This is a genomic window from Planktothrix agardhii, from assembly GCF_904830935.1.
In the GTDB taxonomy this organism is placed as follows: Bacteria; Cyanobacteriota; Cyanobacteriia; order Cyanobacteriales; family Microcoleaceae; genus Planktothrix; species Planktothrix agardhii.
This window is the reverse complement of sequence record NZ_LR882952.1, coordinates 729135-754375: the sequence shown is the minus strand read 5'-3', so window position 1 is coordinate 754375 and position 25241 is coordinate 729135. Positions and strand designations below refer to the sequence as shown.

The window sequence follows — 25241 nt, the reverse complement described above, 5'->3', positions numbered from 1 at the left end:
TCAAGCATGAAAACCCCCCTGACTGAAGCAGTGACAACCGCTGATTCTCAAGGCCGTTTCCTGAGCAGCACTGAAATCCAAGTGGCTTTTGGTCGTTTCCGTCAAGCCAAAGCCGGTTTAGAAGCAGCCAAAGCTCTGACTGCAAAATCTGACAGCCTGATCAGTGGCGCTGCCCAAGCAGTGTATAACAAATTCCCTTATACCACCACAATGCAAGGGCCCAACTACGCTTCTAGCGAACGTGGTAAAGCCAAATGCGCTCGTGACATCGGTTACTACCTCCGTCAAGTCACCTATTGCTTAATTGCCGGTGGTACAGGCCCTATGGACGAGTACCTGATTGCTGGTGTTGATGAAATCAACCGGACTTTTGAACTGTCTCCTAGCTGGTATGTGGAAGCTCTGAAATACATCAAAGCCAACCACGGTCTGAGTGGCGACGCAGGTGTTGAAGCCAACTCCTACATCGACTATGCTATCAACGCTCTGAGCTAGACTTAGCGCGCTTGATGCTCCTAAGCGGTAAATAGCTGTTAGCAACTGGGTTAACGGTTGTTTAACGCTTAGGGGCATCTTTGATTATTTGGGTATGAACTATCCGACATTAACAAAGTTTTTCTTTTTTGTCTGTTTTGAAAATCTCTTACGGAGCATAAGGATATGGTTGGCTTGCTTGAGGGTAGCCGACTTGGTATCCGGGCCTTTGAAGAAACAAAACCCGTAGAACTGCGCCCCAACTACAAGGAAGCAGACGTGCAAACTGTGATTGTGGCTGCATATCGTCAGGTGATGGGCAACGAACACCTGATGTCGCGGGAGCGGCTCACTAGCGCGGAATCTTTACTGCGCCAAGGACAAATTACCGTTCGGGATTTTGTCAGAGCTATTGCTTTATCCGAAGTTTACCGGACTAAGTTTTTTTACTCTAATTCTCAAACTCGGTTTATTGAGTTAAATTACAAACATCTGCTCGGTCGCGCCCCTTACGATGAGTCAGAGATTGCGTTTCACGTTGATCTCTATGTCAGCCAGGGCTATGAAGACGAAATCAACTCTTACCTGGACTCTCCAGAATATCTGGAGAATTTTGGGGAAAATGTCGTCCCCTATTATCGGGGCTTTTCTACCCAAGATGGACAGAAAACCGTTGGTTTCAACCGCTTGTTTACCCTCTATCGTGGGTATGCCAGTAGCGATCGCGCTCAAAACCAAAAGCAAAGTCGCTTAACTTGGGAATTAGGCCGGAATTTGGCTGCTCCGATTCAAACACCGGATCATGGTCAAAGTCTAGCAGGTACGACAGGCGGCAGTCGTGGACAACTCTACCGCCTGACTGTTATGCAAAAAGCAACACAGTCTCTGCCTCAAGTGCGCCGTACCCAAACTGAATATACCGTACCCTATGACCAACTGTCTACTCAGTTGCAGCGAATTCATCGCGCCGGGGGACGGGTAATGAGAATTACTTTGGCATAATCTCATTAATTTTAGCTTTAATGCTAGTTTGTGTCAGAAGATTTGGGGTTTGGGCTGACTTTTCAAACGGGAGGCTTAGACTCTAATTCCTCTGACTAACAAACCTTTAACAGCGAATCAATGCACGCTACAATCGCAACTTGATTCTGGATCATGTTCTTAAATATAAGAGGAGGATTTTAGGTGGCTATTACAACAGCAGCATCCAGACTAGGAACTACTGCATTCCAAGAAACGCCCCGTGTTGAACTGCGACCGGATTGGACTCGGGACGATGCTCAACAGGTGATTCGCGCCACTTATCGTCAACTGCTGGGTAATGATTATTTAATGAGTTCCGAGCGCCTGAAAAGTGCTGAATCTCTTTTGAATGATGGTAGCATCACTGTCCGAGAGTTTGTCCGTTCTGTGGCTAAATCAGAACTGTACAAAACCAAGTTTTTCTACCCGAATTTCCAAACCCGTGTAATTGAACTCAATCACAAACATTTATTGGGTCGCGCTCCATATAGTGAATCTGACGTGGTTTTTCACTTGGATTTATACCAAAATGAAGGCTATGACGCTGATATTGATTCCTATATTGATTCAGTCGAATACCTGGAAAACTTTGGGGAAAATGTGGTTCCCTACTATCGCGCCTTTGAATTTCAACGGGGACAAAGAAGCGTCGGTTTTACTCGGATCTTCCGGTTGTATCGCGGTTATGCTAATAGCGATCGCTCTCAATTAGACGGGAATTCGTCTCGCTTGGCTAAAGAACTGGGTCAAAACAGCACTTCTCCGATTGTTGGCCCCTCCGGTGGTAGCGGAGGTTGGTCTTATCGTTCCTCCGGTCAAGGTGTAGTCCCGACCACGGGATTCAGCACAGGCGGAGTGTTAGGACAATCTGACCGTAGCTATCGGGTTGAAGTGGCTGGAATTATTGAGCGTCGATATCCTAAAGTTCGTCGAAGCAGCAAGTCCTTTATTGTTCCTTACGAAGGCTTATCTTCTCTACTTCAGGAAATTCAACGCCAAGGTGGTAAAGTCGCCAGTGTTACACCTGTTTAGGACGTTTTTTTAATCAGGGGGCGCTGATCAGCAATCCCTGTTTATTGTTTTTGTACAACTTTATTAGATTAATTCAAAACAATGTTAGGTCAAGTTGCAGTAGGTAATTCAGCCGCTTCTCCATCGGGAAGTCGCTTTTTTCGTTATGAAGTTGTGGGTTTACATCAATCGGGTGAAACCGACAAAACTGATTATTCTATTCGTTCTAGTGCCAGCCAGTTCATCATTGTTCCTTACAACCGCATGAACCAGGAAATGCAGCGTTTAACACGGATGGGTGCAAAAATTGTTAGTATTCAACCTTTAACTTCCGAGGCAGAATAATTACCATTATTGTCTAATTAGATCGAAGTTCAAAACTGAATTTAACAAGTAAACGGACGCTAGTTAAATTTAAACATTGATATTTGTGGTTAGGTGTTTCAAATCCGAAACACCTAACCCTTTTTTATTCTCCAATGTTCTGATTATATACCCTACTGAAAATCATTTTTTCTACCAAAGAATGCCAATCTCCTGAAAATAAAGGCTCAGAATCAAGAGCATGATATAGCGAGTCTAAATCAGTTGTACAAAAGCATCATATTTTTCTAAGTTCGGAGGATTGAACAAACTAAACTTAAAGAAAAGCCGGAATAACTTTTCAGCTATTGAGAAGTATTGAGGGATACTTTGGTGGCGATCGCATTTCAGAAATAATACTTCTCTTCGGTTTGTAACCATTCCATAGCAACTTGACTGTAAGTTCGGAGCGTTCAACAAATAAGTAAGTGCTTGGGGAATTCCTGTGGTAACGTCTAGTCTTGCAGGTTTTGATTCGATTACCAAAATCCAAAAACTATCTTGGATTACCAAAATATCAATTCTGCGATCGCATTATCTTGAGAGCCGAGAATTGCAAAACTAACCCGCAGTCGCTTACCTGTACCATCAGCATCAGAAATATTAGTGCTATTCGCATCAATTCCTGATAGGGTGTAAGTTTTTTCAATGATTACTTGTCGCACCAGAGCGTGTTCCCGTTCCCCTAAAACTGCCACAAAATCCATATATAGTAATCCTAAATAGGTTGTAACATTTTAATACTGACATGAAACAGCCAGAAGTATTACCCCAGATCCCTCCCCCCCCTAGCCCCCCGTGCACGGGGGGTTTGGGGGGGCTGTTCCCTTTTGATCAGGGATTTTAAACACAACTCAAATAGGATTGCTATATTTAGCTAATGCCTTAATACCTTATACTAAAAAGCGATCGCCCAAAAATCACTACTCACACCGAATAGCGATCGCCACATCATCTAATTTATTAACTATCTTTTTTCTTGCTTCGCTTTTTCTTCTCAACTTTCAGCAATGGCGCACTTAGGGCTTCATAGAGGCTGAATAAATACTCAATGCGATTTAGTTCGCTAACAAAGGGTTGGGGACGATAGCAAAGATCAACGGCTTTATCTAGGGCTTGATGGGCTTTTACCAAATCGGGCGGCATGGTGAGAGGATCGTAAAGATCGGCGAGGCTACTATCGGGATATTTTGCCCTTGTGTCTAATACTTTTTGTGCGGCGGTTTCGACTTTTTGCTTTTGTTTGTCACTTACATTTTCAGGGAATGGATAATTGTTGTAAACGATTGTACTTGAGTAACTATAACGACTTTCTAATCTTCCACAAACATACTTCATCCATGTCATGTGCATTTCAGATGTGAGAATACCAAAAAGATACAAAGTGGCACTTGGGACAAGTTGAATCTTATTACTTGCAATAATGTTAGACTTTAGGAAACCAATAGGAATATATTTCCTTTTCTCAGATGAAACCTCTGGAATCGCTAAATAATTTGTATCTGGTTGTGAAATTTGAGCAAAAAGAGTTGGAGTATTTGCTTTTTTTTGAGTTACTGAAGCAACACTAGCTAATCTCATTTGCTTTACTTTTTCTACCCTTTTAACAACTTCCTTCATCTCTCTTAACTCATTAGGAGTTATATCTTTTAGCCAGAGACACCAACGCTTTCGATCGTTAATAAAATCTCCACCGCTTAAAAATGGTCTTACAAATTTTATGGATTTAGGTTCTTTAGCTAAAAATTCATTTTTCTCTTCTTCATTATCAAAAAGGAAGTTACCACCATCCGAGGGCTTATTTCCCCAAATCATTTTAGGGACATTACAAATAGGTGTACTTCGATTCTTAATAACTACGTCAGCACCATCTACTAGATAAGGATTTATTTGTTTTGCTGATAGCTTGAGAGGTTCTGACCTAACACTGGGGTATTCATAAAGGATTTTTGATGAAGAGTCAAAATTAGCAAAGCCAACTATCACACAATGTACAGCCGCATTACCTTTCGCTTCGTTATTCCATTGAAAAGTTCTATGTGCAAAGTGAATCTTAATTCCAAAATTGTTTAATAGTTCTGTCCACAATAGCCCCACTTGTTCGCCTTGAGTAATTGAATTTGTAGACACATATCCAACTTTAATTAAACTATCTTTAATAAATGAGGCAGCTTTGTAATACCAACAAGCAACATAATCTAAAACACCATGTCCCTTAATTGCATGAAAGATTAGCCCCATATCTTTCTTTTGTTCAGCATTTTGATAATGATGACCAACAAATGGAGGATTACCTAAAATAAAATTTAACTTCTTTTTTGCAACAACAGACTCCCAATCAATTTTTAACGAATTACCATGTACAATCTTCGCGGATTTCTTCAAAGGCAACCGCACAAAATACTGCCCAAACTCATTACTCACCTTCACATTCATCTGATGATCAATTAACCACATCGCCACCTCAGCAACTCGCACGGCAAATTCATCATATTCAATCCCCGCAAACTGATCCACATCCACTTGAATAATTGAGCTAATATCCGTCACTAACTGCCCAGTCTTATTCAATTCCAACAAAATCAAAATCTCTAAATCTCGCAATTCCCGATAGGTAATAATCAAGAAATTACCACAACCACAAGCAGGATCAAGGAAATATAAATTTGCAATCTTTTTATGTAATGTTTCTAGTTTGCCCTTACTACCCTTTGCCTTCTCAAATTCAATATAAAGATCATCCAAAAAAAGCGGCTTAATTAACTTTTGGATATTTTTTTCAGAAGTGTAATGCGCCCCTAAATTGCGCCGTTCCGTCTGATTCATTACTGCCTGAAACATCGACCCAAAAATTGCAGGGGAAATTTTACCCCAATCAAACGCACAAGCCTTTAACAATATTTCACGCATCTGTTTATCAAACGCCGCAGGTTGTACAGTCTCCTCAAATAACTTCCCATTCACATAGGGAAACTGCGCTAAATTTTCATCTAAATTTTTTAACCGCTTCTCCTTAGATGTATTTAAAATATGGAAAATTGAAGCAATGTGCATCGCCAAATCACTGCCATCTTCCTTGGTATGAAGATCAATATATTCCCAAAAAATTCCCTTATTAAAAATGCCCGTATCATCGGCAAACATACAGAACAACAGCCGCACTAGATAAACCTCTAAATCATGCCCTGTATAGCCAATTTCTTTCAGGCGATCGTGCAGTTCTCCCATCAATTCCGCCGCCGCAATATTGACCGGATCTTCATCTTTATAAACCCGTTTTTCATATCCCGCCATAAAGCCGAATAGATGGACGTGATTTACAAAATCCTTTAGCTCAAACTCTGTCGTTTCGTTCGTATCTAAATCATAAAGCCGGAATTTTTGGAAATCCGAAACTAAAATATATTTTGGTAATTCATGTTCCTTTAAATTGGGAAAATAATCTTTTGCCTGTTGTGTAGCTTTATCTAAGTCCTTGCCCCTAGACTTATGCTCCACCAAAATTATCCCTTTCCACAAAAGATCGATAAAGCCTTGTTTATTATCCGCCTTTTTAATCGGTAGCTCAAAACTTCCTACCCGCCGCCGTGAAATGCCAAACACATTAAAAAAATCATTCCAGAATGATTGTGACTCTGATTTTTCTGAAGTTTCAGTTTCCCATTCTTTAGAAAAGGCGATCGCCCTTTGCTTAATTTCATTCCAACTTAGAGGCATATCGGCAAATCTTAAGACATAATTTTAGTTAATATTTATACTAGCACTCATTTTCTAAAATTATAGCAGGGAACAGGCTGCGTCGTGAGCTTGTCGAACGAGAACAGGGAACGCCGGATCTGGGGGGAAAATACTTCACCGTCTGGGTTCCAATATCCGTCTGGTGTCCTAACTGCCTTGGCGGTTGCTATACCTATAATCAACTTGAGGAGAGAAAAAACAGGAATATGGCGATCGCTAAATCAACCAATTCTCATGCTTATTTCTGGCTCTCCAGAATCTCTTTCGCCTTTAAAAGCTCCTTATGTTGCTCTTTACTGAGCGTAGGATACTTGAGATTCAGTTGTTAAGATAGTGTCTTGAGATAAGTATAATTTATAAAAAGATAAAATCATCTAAATCCTCCTTAAAAAGAGAATTTTTATCTAATAATTTTAATTAAAACACAAAGACACAAAGGCACAAAGAGGTTGTGTAAGAGCGGTTTTTGTTAGATATTTTTTAATCACCTAAATCTCGATTAACCCGCCCCTACAACTGCTACAATTATTCTTAAAACCATTCTTCTACTTCTTCCCAGCCTTGACCTTTTCTCACAATTACTGGTTCATCAGTGGTTAAATCAATAATAGTTGAAACATGATATCCTGGGTCTGAGGTATCATCTACAATAATATCAACTAACTTACCTAAACTATCGTACAATCTGGCTTTATCAACTTGATGTTCTATGGGTAAAGCAATTGGGGCTTGACCTTCTTCTTCTGTGGTAATATGGGCAGAAGTGGAAATAATGGGATTGCCTAAAGTTTTAAGAATGGACAAACAACCTTGATGATTCGGGACACGAATACCTGTGGTTTTACGTTTAGGAGACATGACTAATTTAGGAACTAATTTAGTCGCGGGTAATAAGAAAGTGTATGTCCCTGGAACTAATCTTTTAATTAAACGATAAGCGGAGTCACTTACAATTGCATAATCGGTAATATTAGACAGGGAAGAACACAGGAAAGTCAGGGGTTTATCATTGGATAGTTGTTTGATGCGTCGGACTCGTTCAATGGCTGACTTAACGGTTAAATCACAACCAATGGCATAGACCGTATCGGTCGGATACAGCATTACCGCCCCATCTTTGAGGTCGTCTTTAATTTTTTCCAAGATGCGTTCTTGGGGGTTTTGGGGATGAATTTCGTATAGAATTGCCATGGTAATAGGTTGTATTTTAGAAAACAAATTTTATTTCAAGACTAGCAGACTAACGACAAATTATGGCTAAGATTGCTTATTTTCAATGTCCGACAGGAATTTCCGGCGATATGTGTTTGGGAGCATTAGTCCACGCTGGTGTTCCTTTGGATTATTTAAAAGAAAAGTTAGAGTTGCTGGGAATTGGGGCAGAATATGAGTTAAAATCTGAACCTGTTCGTCGCCAAGGGCAGTTAGCAACAAAAGTTTCTGTTAATTTAACTCAACACAACTCTGATGATCATGAAGATCATCACCATTCTAGTACCACCCGGCATTTATCACAAATTCAAGCCATTATTCTACAAGCTAAATTGCCTCAACAGGTGGAAATTAGGAGTTTAGCTATTTTTCGGAAGTTAGCAGAAGCGGAAGCGGATGTTCATGGTATTCCCGTTGAAGAAGTTCATTTTCATGAAGTTGGGGCGACGGATGCTATTGTTGATATTGTTGGGACTTGTTTGGGTTTAGATTGGTTAAATATTGAACAATTTTATTGTTCGACATTACCCACAGGCGGGGGAACGGTTTGGGCAGCACATGGACAATTACCTGTTCCAGTTCCGGCGGTTTTAAAGTTATTTGAAATGGGGAAAGTTCCGGTTTATAGTAATGATATTGAACGGGAATTAGTGACACCAACGGGGGCGGCAATTGCGGTGACTTTAGCTCAAAGTTTTGGAGAACCTCCGGCTTTATCTATTCAAACCATAGGCTTAGGTGCAGGTTCTCAGGATTTACCTATTCCTAATATTTTAAGGCTATGGGTTGGGGAACAACATCCATCCCTAGATAGCGATATTTTCTCAACGGTTAATACAGAAATTCAAACGATTACAGAAACTATTTCTGTACTACAAACTCAAATTGATGATTTAAGTCCTCAAGTGATTGCTTATACTTTTGAATTATTATTTCAAGCGGGGGCTATTGATGTTTTTAGCCAACCAATTACCATGAAAAAATCCCGTTTGGGGGTATTATTAACGGTTATTTGTCATCCCGAACACCGTCAAGTTTGTGAAGCCATATTATTTCGAGAAACCACAACATTAGGCATTCGTCATACCCTACAAAATCGCAGTATTTTGAAACGGGATATTCAAACTGTTGAAACTCAATATGGTGCAGTTAGAGTTAAAGTTGGTTTTTCAGGTAAAAAAATCACTAATGTTCAACCGGAATATGAAGACTGTGCAAAACTCGCTAAACAGCATAAAGTTACTTGGTTAGAAGTGCATAGATTAGCATTACAAAGTTGGTATGGTTTACCTTAAAAGATGGGTAATGGGCTTTTTCAGTTATCAGTTATCAGTTATCAGTTATCTGCTGTAACCTAGTTATAACCTACTGTTCCCTGTTTCCTGTTCCCTGTTCCCTATTACACCATATTTTTTTCTTTTTGCATAGGGAACTTCCACCAAAGAATAAGTAACGGCAGATAAAATAACGGATAAAATCACAACGACGGAGAGTTTATGAAAAAATGTGGTTAAGGGGTCAGTAACTTGAACAATAGGAGCTATTTTTTGGATAATATGGTAATGCCATAAATAAATTCCATAGGATAATATTCCCATGATTTCCAACACTCTAACTGGATTTTCCAGACAGGTTTCAAAAGATAGCTTTTTATTTTTAACCCTATTATTATACTGACCATTACGTTCAAACGCATAGATAAAAAATGTTGTACAAATTCCAGTGATTACGGGCATAACATAATAACTAAAGGGCGTAATAAATAGACTTCTCTGCATTAATGTAGCCGGACGAGTTGCGAGATTCCATAATTCTTGATGGTAGCCATGATAGGCTGAAAGTAGGTATAAACCGACCATGACAAAAATTGCCATAGCTTTTAAAGAGATGAAGTTTTTAAACTGTTTCTTCAGGGGAAGGAAAATTGAAGGTTGCGTATTTTTCTGGGGTTTACACTGAAACCAAGCATTCAGTAAAAAACCGGATAGAAATACATCTAAACTGAGGATAAGAGAGGTATGATGGGGAAAGAATAGTAGGGCAAAACCTCGACAGATTGATGTAATCCCAATAATGACTAGGGCGGTGATTAAAATTTTAGTCCGATTAACCAAAATCGGTCGAAACGCGGTATATAAAAACGGGACAATTAGATAAAATTGAACTTCCGTTGATAATGACCAAATCACTGGATTAAAATTAAAATCTGGATGATTGGGCGATAAAGGCAAAGGAAAGGTATAGGTAAAAGTTAGAATCCTGAATAATTCAAACCATTTTTCCGCTTTTAAAATTTCAGGATAAACAAAAATTGCCGTAATTAATACGGAAAAGTAATAAAGAGGACAAATCCTTAAAACTCGATTCATAAAAAACGCTTTATATCCCGATACCGTGGGTAAATATCGATAGGTATAAAAGGCTTTGCCCATTAAATATCCTGAAAGGGCAAAAAATATCCAGACGGCAACAATTCCATCTCCTAATAGTAACCAAGAAAAATCATAGGGGGTATAAATAATTAATTCCCGTGAAATACTACAATGAAATAATACAACGACTAAACAGGCAATTCCTCGCAGGCTTAATAAAGCATCAACGGAGTTGGAAACAGCAGGTGATGATTCTGAGGACAAAGGATTCATAAAATTTTTAATTCGGGATTCCCCCAAAAATGATCAAACCGATAGGAAATCATATCATAAAAATCAACTGCCCTAATCATAAAATAATATTAAGAAATTAGGCTTAACTTATAGCACTATTTATAATAGACTTAGGATTGGAGATCAAAAAATCATGAATTATTTCTTTAGCTCTTTCTTTATTCTATTAGCTTATTTAACCATTAGTGGGTTTAAATTAGATCGAGAATATCAACGGGGAGTTATTTTCAGATTAGGACGAATTCAAGCAATTAAAGGGCCGGGTTTATATTGGATTATTCCCGCCATTGATCAAAAAGTTCAAGTGGATGTTAGAACCAAAACCGTTGATATTGAACCGCAAGAGACCATCACATCTGATAGTGTAACCATTCGAGTGAATGCTGTTCTTTATTACCGTTTAGTTGATCCTACTAAGGCAATTGTTAAGGTAGAAAGTTATGAAAAAGCAGTGTATCAAGCCGCCTTAACAACCCTGCGAAATGTGATTGGTCAGAATATTTTGGATGATGTTTTACAAAATCGAGATAAAATTAATCAGAAAATTCAAGAACTTGTAGATGAGATGACAGAACCTTGGGGAATTGTCATTGAAGCAGTGGAAATGAAGGATGTGGAAATTCCCACCTCTATGCAACGAGCCATGGCAAAAGTAGCGGAAGCCGTGCGAGAAAAACGCTCCCGTTTAATTAAAGCAGAAGCGGAACAGGAAGCCTCAATTAAGTTAGCAGAAGCCTCTCAATTAATTATGGCAAATCCCGCCGCCCTGGAGTTAAGACGGTTACAAATGCTCTCGGAAATTGGGGTAGAAAATAATACAACAACCATTGTTGTGCTTCCCTCAGATTTACTCCCATTTGTTCAAAATTTGAGTGTTCCACCCCAACAAAAACCCCCACTTCCTCCGAAAGTATAATCCCAAGTATGGGGTTTAGTCTTCAAGTTCAACCCTCTTGATGGTTTGGAGACCAAACCCCTGCCATGATTTTAGGGTTAACTATAAATAATATAATATCCAAAGTGACTCTTTTAAGATTAAGCTATAAGTTTAGATGTTGTTTCTTTAATCACTGTCATGGACTTCTCATTATCAACAGCAGAATTGCTAAACTTTTCTAAATGGATAGGAATTGCTACTTTAGTTCTTGCTGTAATTACTATCTTCTCATTTATTTTTAAATGGGGAATTAGGTTTAGGTTAGTAGGAATTACCTCCTTTACAGGGGTTCTAACCGGTGGAGTTTTTGGTTTGAGTTTAGGTTTATTTCATCATGTTCAAGTTCCTGGGGCAGCGCGTTATAGTCGGGTATTTGATGATGGCAGTAGACAGATTGTAATTGCGGTTGCCCCGGAAATTACCAAAACCCAATTAGATGCCACCTTACGTCAAGCGGCGTCAGATTTATATTCCTCTGGACGGGGAGGACAATTTCAAGCACCACTATTAATTCGCGCTAGAACTATTGTTCACCCCGATGCAAATGTTTCTCAACCACTCTATTTGGGTCAAGTTAAACGTTCTGTTATTGAACAACAGGAGGATAACTTAGACATTCAGATATTTGAGAAAAATCTAGCTCGTTTAAAACAAGTTCAATCTTGATTTTCTGGTTTCTTAACAATTAAATGGGTGGGTTGATATTCGAGAATAAATGTTGTCATTATCTCTCGTTCTTCTATAGTTGGTGTGGCTAAACATCCCGATGTTCCCGTTTCAGAAACAGATAACAAAGCCGAGGGGTCATAATGTACACCTAACCCCGCTCTTTCTGTGGGAAAAGTTGGTGTAATTGCTGACCAAACTCCGCCAAATTCTCCGGGTGCATCTTCAACGATACCCGGAGCATCAAAGGTATAAATCCCAAAGGGTAAAGGAGTTTGAGAACCCGATATATCCGAGGGAATTTGTTGACCAATGCGACCAGAAACACAGCGCACGGTATTAATAATTGTACCTGTATTATCCAGTAATTTTGTTTGATAAACTTGTAAACCACCTCCGATTTGTTCCTCGGTTTGTGTGGATATAATTTTAGCACCTGGAATGGCTAAAATTTCGGCATCAATAAGCGTTAAGTATTTCGCAGCTACCCAACGATTTATCCCAATAGGTGTCCAGATTTCACCCTCAATATTAACAGAATCTCCACTAATTTCAACCTGGGTTCCATCGCCTAAAATATCAACAATTTCACCGTTAGGAGTAGAACGCACATTCAGGGTATCATCGGGAGTCGTAACAATAGCGATAGGATTCATATAGCAGGGAACAGGGAACAGGGAACAGCCCCCCCAAATCCCCCGTGCACGGGGGGCTAGGGGGGGAGGGAACACCGGAGGAAAAGACTTCACCGTCTAGCTTTGCTGCATCACTCTTTGTCCTAATAGGTCTGGCGACTGCTATATTAAAATTGGCAAGTCTATTAATTTTATTTTATCCTATTCTTTTGAATATGCCCTCTCTCCCATAATATAGGTGGCTTGAATAGCTCGGTCATCCCCTAATATAATTAAACTAAAGATAGTTTCCGCAATTTTTAATCGGGTTTGAGGTTCGGAAATTTGTTGATTTATCAATCTCATTAACGGGGTCGAGTTATAGTCTAAAACAATAAAATCCGCTTCTTTTCCGATGTCAAAATTACCAATTTTATCCTCTAATTTTAGAGCTTTTGCTCCTCCTAATGTGGCTAAAAATAGGGCTTGAAAAGGTGAAAGAGTTTGATTTTGTAGTTGAGCGACTTTGTAGGCCTCATTAGCAGTTTGGAGGAGGGAAAAACTGGTTCCCGCTCCAATATCGCTACCCAAACCGACATTAATGGGATGGGTTTTAGATTTAGCTTGATGGAGTTTAAACAGTCCACTACCGAGGAATAAATTGGAAGTGGGGCAAAATGCGATCGCAGATTTAGCTTCAGATAACCGTTTAAATTCATCCGGGGTTAAATGAATACTATGGGCAAAAATTGAACGTTCTCCGACTAAACCAGCTTGGTCATAAACCCCTAAATAGTTTGGAGCTTCAGGAAAAAGTCCGGCAACAAATTCAACTTCTTTGAGATTTTCTGAAAGATGGGTTTGTAAATAAACATCGGGAAATTCTGTTAATAATTTTCCAGCTATTTTTAACTGTTCACGACTAGAAGTTATGGCAAATCTGGGAGTAATTGCATAGAGTAAACGTCCTTTTTTATGCCAAGTTTGGATTAATCTTTTGCTGTCTTGATAGGAGGTTTCGGGAGTGTCTTTTAAATAATCTGGCGCATGACTATCCATCATCACTTTACCCGAAATCATGCGTAAATTTCGGCGATAGGCTTCTTCAAAGAAAGCATCAACGGACTGGGGGAAAACTGTGGCAAAAACTAAGGCGGTTGTAGTTCCATTTTTGAGTAATTCATCTAGGAAAAATGACGCAATTTTTTGAGCATATTCTTTACTGCTAAATTTACGTTCTATGGGAAAGGTATATTGATTTAACCATTCTAATAGTTGTTCCCCATAGGATGCTATCATTTCAGTTTGGGGAAAATGAATATGGGTATCAATAAATCCGGGTAATATTAATAAATCAGGATAATGGGTAATTGTAAACCCTTGATATTTGTCTTTTAAAATGTTATAATCATCGAAGTCTATAATAATTCCAGATTCTACAACTAATAATCCATCGGCAAGATAACGAACGCTGGTTTCTTCTGATTCATAAAAAGGATCATCAATAAAGTCTAAAAACGATGAGCGAAATAGTTCTAAGTGGGTCATCACTGAGGGATTTTAGGTTGATAAGCTGTTGTGTATTTAAACTGTGATTATAGCATTACCTTTGTTTTTAAGTTTACGTCCCCTGGTTGTTTGATATCAGTATTAATAATTCTGTTGATTGTGTGATATTAAAACCATTTATTTGAGGTTAGGAAGGCAAATAATCCCTAATCCTTTCATTTGGCGTATATGTTCATCAAAAGCAAAAACTTCACAAATATTGAGACGATTTGCCATTACTAAAATAGAACAATCTGTATAACTCCATTTTTTGTCATCATATTTACAAAAGGCTTCCCAAACAGCCTGATCATCTTGATCAGAAATAGTGACATAGCGATGTTCAGTTCTTAAGATTTGACCAATTTTAATGGAAGCAGAACTAGAAATTTTTGTTCTAATCCAAGTTACAGTTTCATCAAAGACTGTCTCTAAAATCACCCAGCGATAATGATAATTGTTTAATACATACTGTTTGGCTATTTGATGGTTAGTTTCGGATTTAACAAAAAAAGCAATTAAAGCTGATGTATCAACAATTATTTCTTGATTCATAATCCTACTTTAATATAAAATTTGATCAATCTTTTCAGCGTAGTTAGTGGATAATTCTGACTTTTTCTCACTAACAATAAATTCTGGTTCGGGATTGGGTATTTCTAAACTACCGCAAAGTTCCCAAGTTTTTGTTTTAGTAATATCTAAAGATTCTTTGGTCAAATAATCCTCTAATGCTTTGAGTAAAATAGATTCTATAGATTCTGATTTGTCTCGGATTAGATTCATTAATTGGTCAGGAATTTCTAAGGTAATTTTGTTCATCTAATTAACTCCGTGTTTTTAGTATTCTTGATTTCTTACATTACAGGGTTTTTCTTATGCTGGAGAATCAATTTAGGACAGTTTTGCTCAAATTGGATGAGAAGCCATCCGAGCAGTTAATCGTCTAAACTCAGCCCCGGAAGCACGTTGTCGGCAACTAATATGGTCAGTATAGTTTTCTGCCTGGTGTTACTACTAAATATTATAGCTAGGACTAACCACACAATCTTTAGGTGCAACCACAGGGAGATTGCCCATACTACCGATAGATACGGGGTAGGATTCTGGCTGTTAGCGAACTGTTTTTTCATAAAGACGAAATTGGGCGATTTTATAAATTTCTTCTAGGGCGGTTATTTTTTCGGCTTCAATAGAATGATTTAACCGTTGTTCAAACGCCGCTAAAATACTGGTTTTGGTATGATTTTTAACGGCAATAATAAAGGGAAACCCGAATTTATCTTTATAGGTTTGGTTGAGTTGATGAAAGTATTGATATTCGGCAGATGTTAGACGGTCTAACCCAACTCCGGCTTGTTCTTTGACTGAAGATCCTGCCATTTTTGCTTTACTTCCTAAGTCGGGATGGGTGCGAATTAAGGCTAATTGTTGTTGTGAATTACTATTTTTAACGATGGCAACCATAGTTTGATATAATATTTCTATAGTCCCAAAGGGTCGTTTTAATTCTGCCTGTTCTGCCACCCAAGGAGATGCTTCAAAAATAGTTCCTAATACTGCGATAAATTCCGCTTTAGTCATTTGATTAACTTGGGATAAGGAATAGGTTTGCATGATGTTTAACTGCCTCGATAGGTACTATAAGACCAGGGAGAAACTAATAGGGGAACGTGATAGGCAACGGTGGGGTTAGCAATGCCAAATCGAATCGGAATATTATCTAAAAATAAGGGATAATCTAGGGATTCATATTGGGTTTTAAAATAGTCCCCAACGGCAAAGACTAATTCATAAATTCCCTGCTTTAATTCGGTTTCTGTTAATAGGGGGATATCGGTTCTACCATCCTTATTTGTAATAGCAGTTTTGAGAAGGGTTCGTTCTCCTATTTCTGAATTGATTTGCCATAATTCAATCTTTAAATGGGCAACTGGACGACCTTGGGCGGTGTCTAATACATGGGTTGTTAGTTTACCAACCATAGGAAAAAGTTAAGGGTTAAAATTAATAATACCTCAGAAACCGGGTTTCTAATTATGGTCTATTAACTCAAATCAAGATTTTTTTAGAAACCCGGTTTCTTTTCTTTTAGTGAAAGGGGCCGCCTAGGATGGTTTTAGATAAAGCATTGGTAACATCCTGTTCGGTTTCTTGTTGGAGTTGTTGATACCATTGTTGGGTTAAATGGGGGTCTTTTCCATAAATTATATCGGCTCGTTTTCTGGCTTTGAGAACTAGGGTTGAAGTCCGTTCTTTTCGTTCGGCTTCATATCTTTTTAAGGCATATTCTACTCCTAAATTAGTAGTTAATAAAAATCGAGATAATATTTCTGCATCTTCCATGGCTTGACAGCCGCCTTGTCCGAGGGTTGGGGTGGAAGCATGGGCAGCATCTCCTAACAGTGCAACTCGACCTTTAACGATTGTTTCTAAGGGGTCTAAATCATGAATTTCTAAACGGTTTAATTCCTGGGGATTGAGATTTTCTATTAAAGATTGAACTGGAGACGGCCATCGGGCAAAAATTGATTTTAACTCCCGTTGACGATACTCTGGTTCAACAATTGTTCCCCTTGCCATCGGACAACCAAAAAAGTAATAAAATCGGTTATTTCCTATGGGCATCATCGAGGCTCTTTTGCCTTCGCCAACATAAATAACCCAAGTATTTTTATCTCCTAAATCGGGATTAATTTTAATTAAACCATTCCAATTAACATAATCGGCATAACGCAATTTTACCGGATGACCGACTACATAATCCCGCAATTGAGAATGAATACCATCGGCGGCAATTAATAGGTCTGCACTGGTTTGATATCCATTGGCAAAATAGGCGGTCACGCCCTGGGTATTCTGTTCAACGCCAATACATTGAGCATTTAGTTTAACGGTTTCAAGATTATTATTAAAGGCGTTTAAAAGCAGGGATTGTAATTCTGTTCGAGACACGGGATAGGGTCGCTGTCCTACGGTTTCGGTCACAGGATTGAGATTAATTTGATTAAATAATTTATCGGTATGACTGCGATATTCCATCCTATCCATCTGTCCACCAATTTTGGCAATTTCATCCCCCAAACCTAAACTATTCAGAACTTTAACCCCATTTGACCAAATAGAAATTCCGGCTCCGGCAGGACGAATTTCGCTGGTTTTTTCATAAATTTCTACGGTATATCCTGCCCGTTTTAGGGCTAAACCTGCGGTTAAACCACCAATTCCTGCACCGATAATAATAATTTTGAGATGATTCATAATTTTAAGGATTAGAAGATGGTTCTAGGGCAATTTGACTATAAATTTTTAAGGCGGAACTCCAAACTAAATAACCTTGTTGATTTAGATGTAAACCATCGGTGCTTAGTTCCGGTCTTAAATTACCATCTGCATCGGTAAATAGGGAATGTAAATTTAAAAAATAAGCTCCTTCTTCCTGGGCGATGAATTTCAACTCTTGATTTAAGTGACGAATGCGTTGATTAGAAATTTTTAATAGGCGTTCCCGTCCTTCCCAATTAGAATTTTTGTCACTATGGGGAAGAATTGATTGCACCACAATTTGAGCATCGGGATGTACCCAACGTAAATCCCTAATAATTTCTCGATAATTATTTAATAATGTACTATCATCTATGCCCCGAATTAAATCATTAATGCCAATCATGACAAAAATAGTTTCCGGTTGAGTAATATCAAATAATTTAACCCGCTTTAATAATCCTGTGGAAGTTTCCCCAGAAATTCCTTGATTTAACCAAGTTCTGTCTTGGGGTAAAAGTTCCGCCGGAAACCACAAACTTAAGGAATCCCCCGCTAAAATAGTTAAACGTTCCGGGGGGATAGCCACCACAGCATTGGCTTCGCGCCGCAACTGTTCCACCCATTGTTCATAAGTCCAGCGATGACGGGGGCCTGTAGCATTAATTGACGCCGATTCTGAGGGCAAAGGATGGGTCAGAACAACATCCGTCAGGGAGGAGGGAGTATGGGAAACAGATTGTCGGTGCATTATCAATCCCAGGATGATAAACAAGAGTAATCCATTGCCGATTAAAGATATCCAAGCCCAATACGGAATTGTTTTCGAGCGATAAACACACAGATTCCAATGCTGCTTAAACAAGACTAACTCAGCCTAACCTGTTCATTTAATATTTAACCTTGGTTTCATTCCAATCTACAAAAAATCCCCAGCTAGGGGAAGCCAGGGAAGGAGTCGGGGGAGCACCGGATGCTCCCTAATCGCCGCTAATACCTGAAATATTAGTAACGACTTTTGAACGTACTGCTTTCGGAGGGAAAGCTAGAACCAGAACTGCCTAATCCTGGGCCGACTTCATCCTTGAGGAATCCGGCGTAGGCTTCCATCCCGTGTTCAGCAATGTCCAATCCTTCAAATTCCTGTTCTGGATGCACCCGTAACCCGACCGTGGCTTTTAGGGCTAACCAGAAAATCGTACTCAGAGCGACGGTAAATCCGCCCACGGCAAGAATACCCAGGATTTGGATACCCAAATTAGCGCCACCAAAAATGCCCGCCGCTAGGGTTCCAAAAATCCCACAAACCAAGTGAACAGAAGTAGCGCCCACGGGGTCATCAATTTTGATGCGGTCAAAGAAACCCACGGAATAGACAACAAGCACCCCAGCAATGGCCCCAATAATTACGGCGCTGAGGTAGCTGACCGAATCACAACTAGCGGTAATTGCGACTAAACCCGCTAAAACCCCGTTAATAATCATGGATAAATCGGGTTTACCATCCTTCAACCAGGAGGTGGCACTGGCAGTGACAGCCCCGGCGGCGGCCGCTAAGTTGGTGGTAACAGCGATGTAAGAAATTTGTTCATTAGCGACTAGGGTGGAACCGGGGTTAAAGCCAAACCAGCATACCCACAGGATTAAACATCCCAGGGTGGCGATACTCATGTTATGACCCGGAATGGCACGAGATTGTCCATCAGCCCCATATCGACCCAAACGGGGCCCCAGGAAAGCAGCCCCCATTAATGCAGCCCAACCACCAACGGAGTGAACGGCAGTTGAACCAGCAAAATCCTTGAATCCCGCTTGAGCTAACCAGCCTGAAGCATCCCAAATCCAGTGACCTGTAATTGGGTAGGCAATCCCCACTAACAGTAAACTAAAGAGTAAAAAGGCAATAAATTCAATGCGTTCGGCAACGGCTCCTGATACAATTGTGGCCGCGGTTCCAGCGAAGGCAACTTGAAACAGGAAATAGAGAGAAACAGGTAATCCCGCCGGAAAGGGCGATAAACCGTAGGTTTCTGGCTGTCCCGTCAGAAAATAACCGCCTCCGCCAATCCAAGGGTTTTCTCCCCCAAACATAAAGGAAAATCCAAAAGCCCAAAAAATTAGGGTAGCTAAGGCAAAGACAATTAAGTTTTTGGCCAAAACATTAACGGCATTTTTTTGGCGACAGAAGCCCGTTTCTAACATACAGAAACCCGCATTCATAAAAATCACCAAAATTGAGGCGACTAAAACCCAGGCAACGTTTAAATAGCCCTGAACCATTTCAGCCGTCAGGGGAGGGGCATCTGTTTGAGCAACGGCCGCGAAACTCCAGACTCCGACGATAATCGCGGTTAGGGGGATACAGGCTAACCAAGTCGGAGACAGCCATCGAGAATGCTGTAATTTTGAAATCACCCTATTGGTTTTAGCGGTGAAACGACTCACATTTTTGTGTCGTCGATTTCCTAAATCGGTCGTTTTTTTGGAGATAAACATCATGTTGGGTTTATGAATCGACATTAGTAGAAGAAATCAATTGCAGATATCCACTGAAATTGGCTACAGATAAATCACGGTTTCTGTGGCTGAATTTTTAGCTAAATTGCTAACAATTTTTGATAGATTATTAACTTAATTTCTGTATTAAGCAATACAGTTTTTTGATTCTATTTCGATTACGGAGTCGGTTTCCCCCCGCGCCAGGGGGGCTGGGGTTTTTGGTCAACAAGGGTTAACAATCAATGCTCAAAAGCTGTTCACTGGTTTTGTGAACTTTAGACTCAAGGATTTGTTTGACCGGAATTTCGATCAAAAATTTAGTGTATTCTCCCACTTCCGACTCGCACCAGATTCGACCTTTATGGTGTTCGACAACAATTTGATAGCTAATGGATAATCCTAAACCCGTGCCTTTTCCGACGGGTTTAGTGGTAAAAAATGGGTCAAATAGCTTAGACCGAATCTCTTTAGGAATCCCCAAACCATTATCAACAATTTCGATAATAATTTTTTGGTGATTCACCGATAGAGTTCTAATCAAAATTTGCGGTTGGATTTTGGATTTATCACAGGATATTAGAGAAAACTTATCCTGCATCATCGAATCATGGAGGGCATCAATGGCATTACTAATCAGATTCATAAATACCTGATTCAGTGGCCCAGGATAACATTCAATTAAGGGAATATTGCCATAATCCTTAATAATTTCAATTCCGGTTAATTTCCCCTGGGGTTTGAGTTTAGTTTTCAGAATCATCAAGGTACTTTCTAATCCATCATGCAGACTTACCTGTTTTAATTCGGCTTCATCATGGCGAGAAAAGATTCTTAAAGACCTAACAATATCCCGAATTCGGTCAGCCCCTACCTGCATTGATTCTACAATTTTGGGAAAATCCTCCTTGAGAAATTCCAAATCAATAGATTCAATTTCCTGCTGAATTTTAACGCTAGGATTAGCATATTCTTTTTGATAAATATCTAATAAATTCAGTACATCTCGGGTGTAATTTGTGGCATGGATTAAATTACCATAAACAAAATTAACTGGATTATTAATTTCATGGGCAACTCCAGCGACTAACTGACCCAAACTCGACATTTTTTCGCTTTGAATTAGTTGAATTTGAGTTTTTTTAAGTTCTTTGAGGGCTTGTTTGAGTTGGTCATTTTTTTGTTTTAATTCCAGCGAAGTTTTTAACCTTTCTTCGGCTTGCTGTAGGGCTTCTTCGGCTCGTTTATGGGCGGATAAATCCCGAAAACTTCCCAAATAAAACGATTGATAGCCGAATTTGGCTTGATTAATTGTGGCTTCTAGGGGAAAACAAGAACCATTAGCTCGTCTCCCCACAACCGCTTGGCGTCCCTGTGATAACCATTTTTCCAATAGGGTTTGCTGTTCTTGAATTTGGGAAGTTGGCCATTCAAATAACTGTAAAATGGAAGTTCCAATTAACTCCGCAGCCGAATATCCAAATATGGCTTCTGCACTAGGATTAGTCCTTAAAATTTCTCCCGATGGGTTACTAAAGGTAATCATGGCATCCGTGGCATTTTCAATAATTGCCTCGGTTTGGTTTAAGGAATCTTCTAAAGCCTGCATCACTTGGTTATAGCGACAGCCAATTTGACCGACTTCGGTAAATTGATTTTCGGGAACTCGCCGTTTAAAGTCTTGGGTACGGGCTTGATATTCCATGACTTCAAACAAATCATAAATTTCAGTTTTGGCTCCATGTTCAGAAATATTTAATCCCGTGGTTTCTGCCTCCAGAGAAACCCGTAATGGAAAATAATGATTAATGGTGTATAAAACCAGCCAGGTTAAGCCAAATCCCCAAACAAAAGAAACTCCAATCCCCAAAACTTGAACCAGCAATTGTTGACTACGGGATAACCCCGTATGCAATAAATCTAGATTTCCAAACAAACCTACGGCGAGGGTTCCCCAAACCCCACCCCCGGCATGAACCGCAATCCCATCAACGGCATCATCAATCTGACATCGTTGCAAGGTCAAGGATACTAACACCATAACGACAGCACCCACCCCACCAATTAAGGGAACCACGGTCGTCGAGATAGCATGGGAAGATGCGGTAATTGCCACTAAACCCGCCAAGGAACCATTAATAATCAATTCAACTTCCGGTCGGCGATATAACAGCCAACCCAAAACCGCCCCGACTAACATTCCCGATGTCCCAGCCAAGATGGTATTGACAATCACCGTGGCGACTCGAATATCTAAATGTAAATAACTACCCCCGTTAAATCCTAACCACCCTAACCACAACAACATCGCCCCCAATACGGATAACTGAAGGTTAGAGCCGCGCATTTCTTGGGTGGTTTTATCGGGGGTAAACCGTCCCAGCCTTGGCCCAATCACTAATAGAACTGCCAAAGAAACCCATCCGCCAATACTATGAACAATGGTAGACCCGGCAAAATCCACAAATCCAATTTTTCCTAACCACCCCAATAAATGGTTAGTTTCAATCCCATTCCAGGCCCAATGGCCAAAAACGGGGTAAATAATTCCCGAAGTTAAAGCCGCAACTAATAAATAAGCTCCAAACTTCATCCGTTCCGCCGATGCCCCTGAAACGATTGTTGTGGCGGTACTACAAAACATAGCTTCAAACAGAAAAAATGCGGCTTGCCCCGGATTCGATGGCGTATCAAAAAACAAAGCCTGGGGGTCAATCCCGCCCATCGCCGCCCTGCTGAACATAATGGCATAGCCAAAGGCCCAAAACAAGGCCACCGAAATGCCAAAGTCGGCAAAATTTTTGACGGCAACGTTAATACTATTCTTGGAACGGGTTAAGCCCGACTCTAAACACATAAATCCGGGCTGCATCAGAAAGACTAAGCCCGAACAGACTAGCAGCCAGAGAATATCAATCACTGAATTATTGGTTACTTAATCAACCTCCCATTGTCTCAATTTATCTTAGGAATTTTTGTGGACTTTTATACCGTTACGCAATCCGAATGGATTTTACAAGGCCCAAACCAGCATCCGTCAGTCAGAAAGCCTTATTTTATGGGCTAAAACCCTGAAATCAGAAAAAAAAATATTTTAGGTGTTGACAAATGGGATCGGGTTTGGGTAGAGTAACAAGCGTGTGAGGAGCGAACCAGTTAAGGACACCGAGACGAAACACGGCCAGTCGCCGGTGTCCTTTCTGATCAAAAGGAAACATACGTTCTTTGTGAAAACTCTGATTTTGCAGAGAGTATTACGAATAATACAACTGAGTTGAAATCGGTAATTTACCGGGTATTTTTCTCTTGCTTATGGTTATATAGTTTTAACCCTGGCTTTGTTGTGGGATTATAAAATAGTAATACTCAAAATTTTCTCCTGAATGACCCAGTATTTTGCCACGGTTGCCAAGGGTTTAGAGCTTATCGCTGCTCAGGAATTGGAACGTTTAGGTGCTCATGATGTTCGTCCTGATTTTGCTGGCGTTCATTTTGCTGGTTCCCGCCAACTTCTCTATCGGGTGAATCTTTGGGGGAGAACTATATATCGGGTTTTAGTTCCTATTGCTGAATTTCCCTGTCCCAATGGAGAACGGTTGTATCAGGAAATTCAAAATATTGACTGGAATCAGTATTTATCACCCCTGAATACTTTTGCTGTTAATTGTACAGGCAAAAATGAAGTTTTAAATCATACCCATTTTACCGCCCTTCAGGTCAAAAACGCCATTATTGATCAACAGCGTTTGGAATTTGGAGAACGTTCCGATATTGATATTAATAATCCTGATTTATGGATTAATCTTCATATCCATGAAAATCAAGGGATTCTAAGTTTAGATAGTTCGGGAAGCAGTTTACACCGCCGGGGATATCGTCCGGCCGTGGGACTAGCCCCTTTAAAAGAAAGTCTAGCTGCCGCCTTATTAGACATGGCAGAATGGCATCCTGATTTACCATTTTTAGACCCCCTATGTGGCTCAGGAACCTTACCCATTGAAGCCAGTTTAAAAGCCTTAAATATTGCCCCCGGACTATTCCGAGAAACCTTTGGGTTTATGAAGTGGAAAGATTTTGACGCTCAATTGTGGGACAGTCTAAAACAGGACGCTTTAGACGCACAATTAACTACCTTAACCGCGCCGATTGTCGGTTCAGACCAGGATGAAGATACCATTCATCAAGCCTCGGAAAACGCTCAACGCTGTGGGGTAGCGAAACAAATTCGACTACAACAAATAGAATTATCTCAAGTTGAACCTCCGGCGGCTCATGGGGTAATTATCTGTAATCCTCCCTATGGGGAACGTTTGGGTCATACTGAAGACTTAGCTCCTTTATATAAACAATTAGGAGATACTTTTAAACAACGGTTTAAGGGATGGACAGCTTATATTTTAACAGGAAATAAGGCATTAGGAAAACAAGTGGGTTTGAGAACATCTCGAAGAATTGCGGTTTATAATGGTGCTTTACCTTGTACTTTATTAAAGTATGATCTTTATTAAGGTAAACACAATACTATTAACTTAACCTATGTCTAAAACTGTATGGATAGCCCGCCATGGAAATCGGATTGATTTTGTCAATCCCGCCTGGTTTGATACCGCAGAAAGACCTTATGACCCCCATTTATCCGAGGATGGTCAAATTCAAGCCCAACAATTAGCTAATCGTTTAGTGGGGGAAGGAATTACTCAAATTATTGCTTCTCCCTTTTTGAGAACCGTACAAACCGCTAATGCTGTGGCTAAAAAATTAGATTTACCGCTTAAATTAGATTGGGGTTTAGGAGAATGGTTAAATCCTGAATGGATGGGTTTTCCAGAAACATTATCCCCAGATTTTTTAGCTAAAAAATTCCCTAAAATTGATTTATCCCATCCTCTGGGAGTTCCTAATTATCCTGAAACTTGGAAAGATTGTTTACAACGAACCGGAGAAACTTCCCAACGTTTAGTTAACACCTTTCCCGATGATAATTTATTATTGGTTGGACATGGTGCTTCGGTATTAGGAACAGCCATGGGATTAATTCCAACCTTAGAAGAAATGGATATTAAAGCCTCCCTTTGTTGTTTAGTGAAAATTGTTCAAAATGGAGATAAATGGATACTAGAACTCAACGGAGATACCGCTCATTTGACTGAATTAGAAACGGTTATTCGGTTTAATTAACAGATATAGCAATCCTAAATCAGTTGTAACATTTTAATACTGACATGAAAC

23 protein-coding genes are annotated in these 25241 nt (G+C 39.8%); 9 read left to right on the top strand and 14 right to left on the bottom strand.

Going from position 1 to position 25241, the window contains the following annotated elements; all coding sequences use genetic code 11:
* Window positions 1-6 precede the first annotated feature (6 nt).
* The 4 genes from cpcA (at window position 7) to cpcD (ending at window position 2853) form a co-directional block, all read left to right on the top strand.
* Complete coding sequence (gene cpcA / locus NMG88_RS03490) at window positions 7-495, top strand: C-phycocyanin subunit alpha (RefSeq protein WP_026786778.1); 489 nt, start codon at window positions 7-9, stop codon at window positions 493-495.
* Between the two features lie 165 nt (window positions 496-660).
* Entirely contained in the window at window positions 661-1476 is an 816-nt protein-coding gene (locus NMG88_RS03485; RefSeq protein ID WP_227366322.1) for a phycobilisome linker polypeptide, read from the top strand.
* Window positions 1477-1659: 183 nt separating this feature from the next.
* On the top strand, window positions 1660-2529 hold the full coding sequence (locus NMG88_RS03480) for a phycobilisome linker polypeptide (protein WP_227350082.1): 870 nt from the start codon (window positions 1660-1662) through the stop codon (window positions 2527-2529).
* A gap of 81 nt (window positions 2530-2610) precedes the next feature.
* The gene (gene cpcD, locus NMG88_RS03475; protein WP_026786781.1) at window positions 2611-2853 is read left to right on the top strand and encodes a rod-capping linker protein CpcD; all 243 of its coding nucleotides are present in this window, start codon (window positions 2611-2613) and stop codon (window positions 2851-2853) included.
* 524 nt (window positions 2854-3377) lie between these two features.
* Here the strand turns inward: cpcD and NMG88_RS03470 are convergent.
* From NMG88_RS03470 to NMG88_RS03460, 3 genes are all read right to left on the bottom strand, one after another.
* Window positions 3378-3578 (bottom strand): hypothetical protein, encoded by a 201-nt coding sequence (locus NMG88_RS03470; protein ID WP_026786783.1) that lies wholly within the window; start codon window positions 3576-3578, stop codon window positions 3378-3380.
* A gap of 256 nt (window positions 3579-3834) precedes the next feature.
* Window positions 3835-6588, bottom strand: coding sequence for a class I SAM-dependent DNA methyltransferase (locus tag NMG88_RS03465; protein WP_235765602.1), 2754 nt, complete (start codon window positions 6586-6588; stop codon window positions 3835-3837).
* Between the two features lie 552 nt (window positions 6589-7140).
* Window positions 7141-7800, bottom strand: a complete 660-nt coding sequence (locus NMG88_RS03460) for an L-threonylcarbamoyladenylate synthase (RefSeq protein ID WP_042151859.1) — start codon at window positions 7798-7800, stop codon at window positions 7141-7143.
* A gap of 62 nt (window positions 7801-7862) precedes the next feature.
* Here NMG88_RS03460 and larC point away from each other — a divergent pair, with 62 nt between their 5' ends.
* Window positions 7863-9116 carry a nickel pincer cofactor biosynthesis protein LarC gene (gene larC, locus NMG88_RS03455; RefSeq protein ID WP_042151857.1) on the top strand — a complete coding sequence of 418 codons (1254 nt, stop codon included), beginning with the start codon at window positions 7863-7865 and terminating at the stop codon, window positions 9114-9116.
* 63 nt (window positions 9117-9179) lie between these two features.
* On the opposite strand, the gene NMG88_RS03450 is transcribed toward larC, so the two are convergent.
* Window positions 9180-10466: an acyltransferase family protein gene (locus tag NMG88_RS03450; RefSeq protein WP_235750978.1), complete on the bottom strand. Its 1287-nt coding sequence runs from the start codon at window positions 10464-10466 to the stop codon at window positions 9180-9182.
* A 154-nt stretch (window positions 10467-10620) separates the two neighbouring features.
* On the opposite strand from NMG88_RS03450, the gene NMG88_RS03445 reads away from it, so the two are divergent.
* Both NMG88_RS03445 and NMG88_RS03440 read left to right on the top strand, forming a co-directional pair.
* The gene (locus NMG88_RS03445; RefSeq protein ID WP_042151853.1) at window positions 10621-11403 is read left to right on the top strand and encodes a slipin family protein; all 783 of its coding nucleotides are present in this window, start codon (window positions 10621-10623) and stop codon (window positions 11401-11403) included.
* A gap of 159 nt (window positions 11404-11562) precedes the next feature.
* Window positions 11563-12090 carry a Ycf51 family protein gene (locus NMG88_RS03440; protein ID WP_026797704.1) on the top strand — a complete coding sequence of 176 codons (528 nt, stop codon included), beginning with the start codon at window positions 11563-11565 and terminating at the stop codon, window positions 12088-12090.
* On the opposite strand, the gene NMG88_RS03435 is transcribed toward NMG88_RS03440, so the two are convergent.
* From NMG88_RS03435 to amt, 10 genes are all read right to left on the bottom strand, one after another.
* Entirely contained in the window at window positions 12081-12746 is a 666-nt protein-coding gene (locus NMG88_RS03435) for an SH3 domain-containing protein (RefSeq protein WP_026797703.1), read from the bottom strand. The two genes, NMG88_RS03440 and NMG88_RS03435, sit on opposite strands and share 10 nt — an antisense overlap.
* Before the next feature lie 180 nt (window positions 12747-12926).
* Window positions 12927-14252 carry a guanine deaminase gene (gene guaD / locus NMG88_RS03430; protein WP_227350077.1) on the bottom strand — a complete coding sequence of 442 codons (1326 nt, stop codon included), beginning with the start codon at window positions 14250-14252 and terminating at the stop codon, window positions 12927-12929.
* Between the two features lie 138 nt (window positions 14253-14390).
* Entirely contained in the window at window positions 14391-14807 is a 417-nt protein-coding gene (locus tag NMG88_RS03425; protein WP_026793949.1) for a type II toxin-antitoxin system VapC family toxin, read from the bottom strand.
* A 9-nt stretch (window positions 14808-14816) separates the two neighbouring features.
* Window positions 14817-15074, bottom strand: a complete 258-nt coding sequence (locus NMG88_RS03420; protein WP_026797700.1) for a hypothetical protein — start codon at window positions 15072-15074, stop codon at window positions 14817-14819.
* Between the two features lie 291 nt (window positions 15075-15365).
* Window positions 15366-15869 carry a 2-oxo-4-hydroxy-4-carboxy-5-ureidoimidazoline decarboxylase gene (gene uraD, locus NMG88_RS03415; RefSeq protein WP_026793948.1) on the bottom strand — a complete coding sequence of 168 codons (504 nt, stop codon included), beginning with the start codon at window positions 15867-15869 and terminating at the stop codon, window positions 15366-15368.
* 5 nt (window positions 15870-15874) lie between these two features.
* Window positions 15875-16237, bottom strand: coding sequence for a hydroxyisourate hydrolase (uraH, locus tag NMG88_RS03410; RefSeq protein ID WP_235750977.1), 363 nt, complete (start codon window positions 16235-16237; stop codon window positions 15875-15877).
* Between the two features lie 106 nt (window positions 16238-16343).
* Entirely contained in the window at window positions 16344-17513 is a 1170-nt protein-coding gene (hpxO, locus tag NMG88_RS03405) for an FAD-dependent urate hydroxylase HpxO (RefSeq protein ID WP_254035112.1), read from the bottom strand.
* A gap of 4 nt (window positions 17514-17517) precedes the next feature.
* Window positions 17518-18267: an SGNH/GDSL hydrolase family protein gene (locus tag NMG88_RS03400; RefSeq protein WP_081692311.1), complete on the bottom strand. Its 750-nt coding sequence runs from the start codon at window positions 18265-18267 to the stop codon at window positions 17518-17520.
* Between the two features lie 254 nt (window positions 18268-18521).
* Window positions 18522-20012: an ammonium transporter gene (locus NMG88_RS03395; RefSeq protein ID WP_430204097.1), complete on the bottom strand. Its 1491-nt coding sequence runs from the start codon at window positions 20010-20012 to the stop codon at window positions 18522-18524.
* Between the two features lie 235 nt (window positions 20013-20247).
* Window positions 20248-22932 (bottom strand): ammonium transporter, encoded by a 2685-nt coding sequence (amt, locus tag NMG88_RS03390; protein ID WP_042151837.1) that lies wholly within the window; start codon window positions 22930-22932, stop codon window positions 20248-20250.
* Between the two features lie 463 nt (window positions 22933-23395).
* Here amt and NMG88_RS03385 point away from each other — a divergent pair, with 463 nt between their 5' ends.
* Together NMG88_RS03385 and NMG88_RS03380 are read left to right on the top strand one after the other, a co-directional pair.
* Window positions 23396-24520, top strand: coding sequence for a THUMP domain-containing class I SAM-dependent RNA methyltransferase (locus tag NMG88_RS03385; protein ID WP_042151834.1), 1125 nt, complete (start codon window positions 23396-23398; stop codon window positions 24518-24520).
* A 28-nt stretch (window positions 24521-24548) separates the two neighbouring features.
* Window positions 24549-25190 (top strand): histidine phosphatase family protein, encoded by a 642-nt coding sequence (locus NMG88_RS03380; protein WP_026786804.1) that lies wholly within the window; start codon window positions 24549-24551, stop codon window positions 25188-25190.
* Window positions 25191-25241 lie beyond the last annotated feature (51 nt).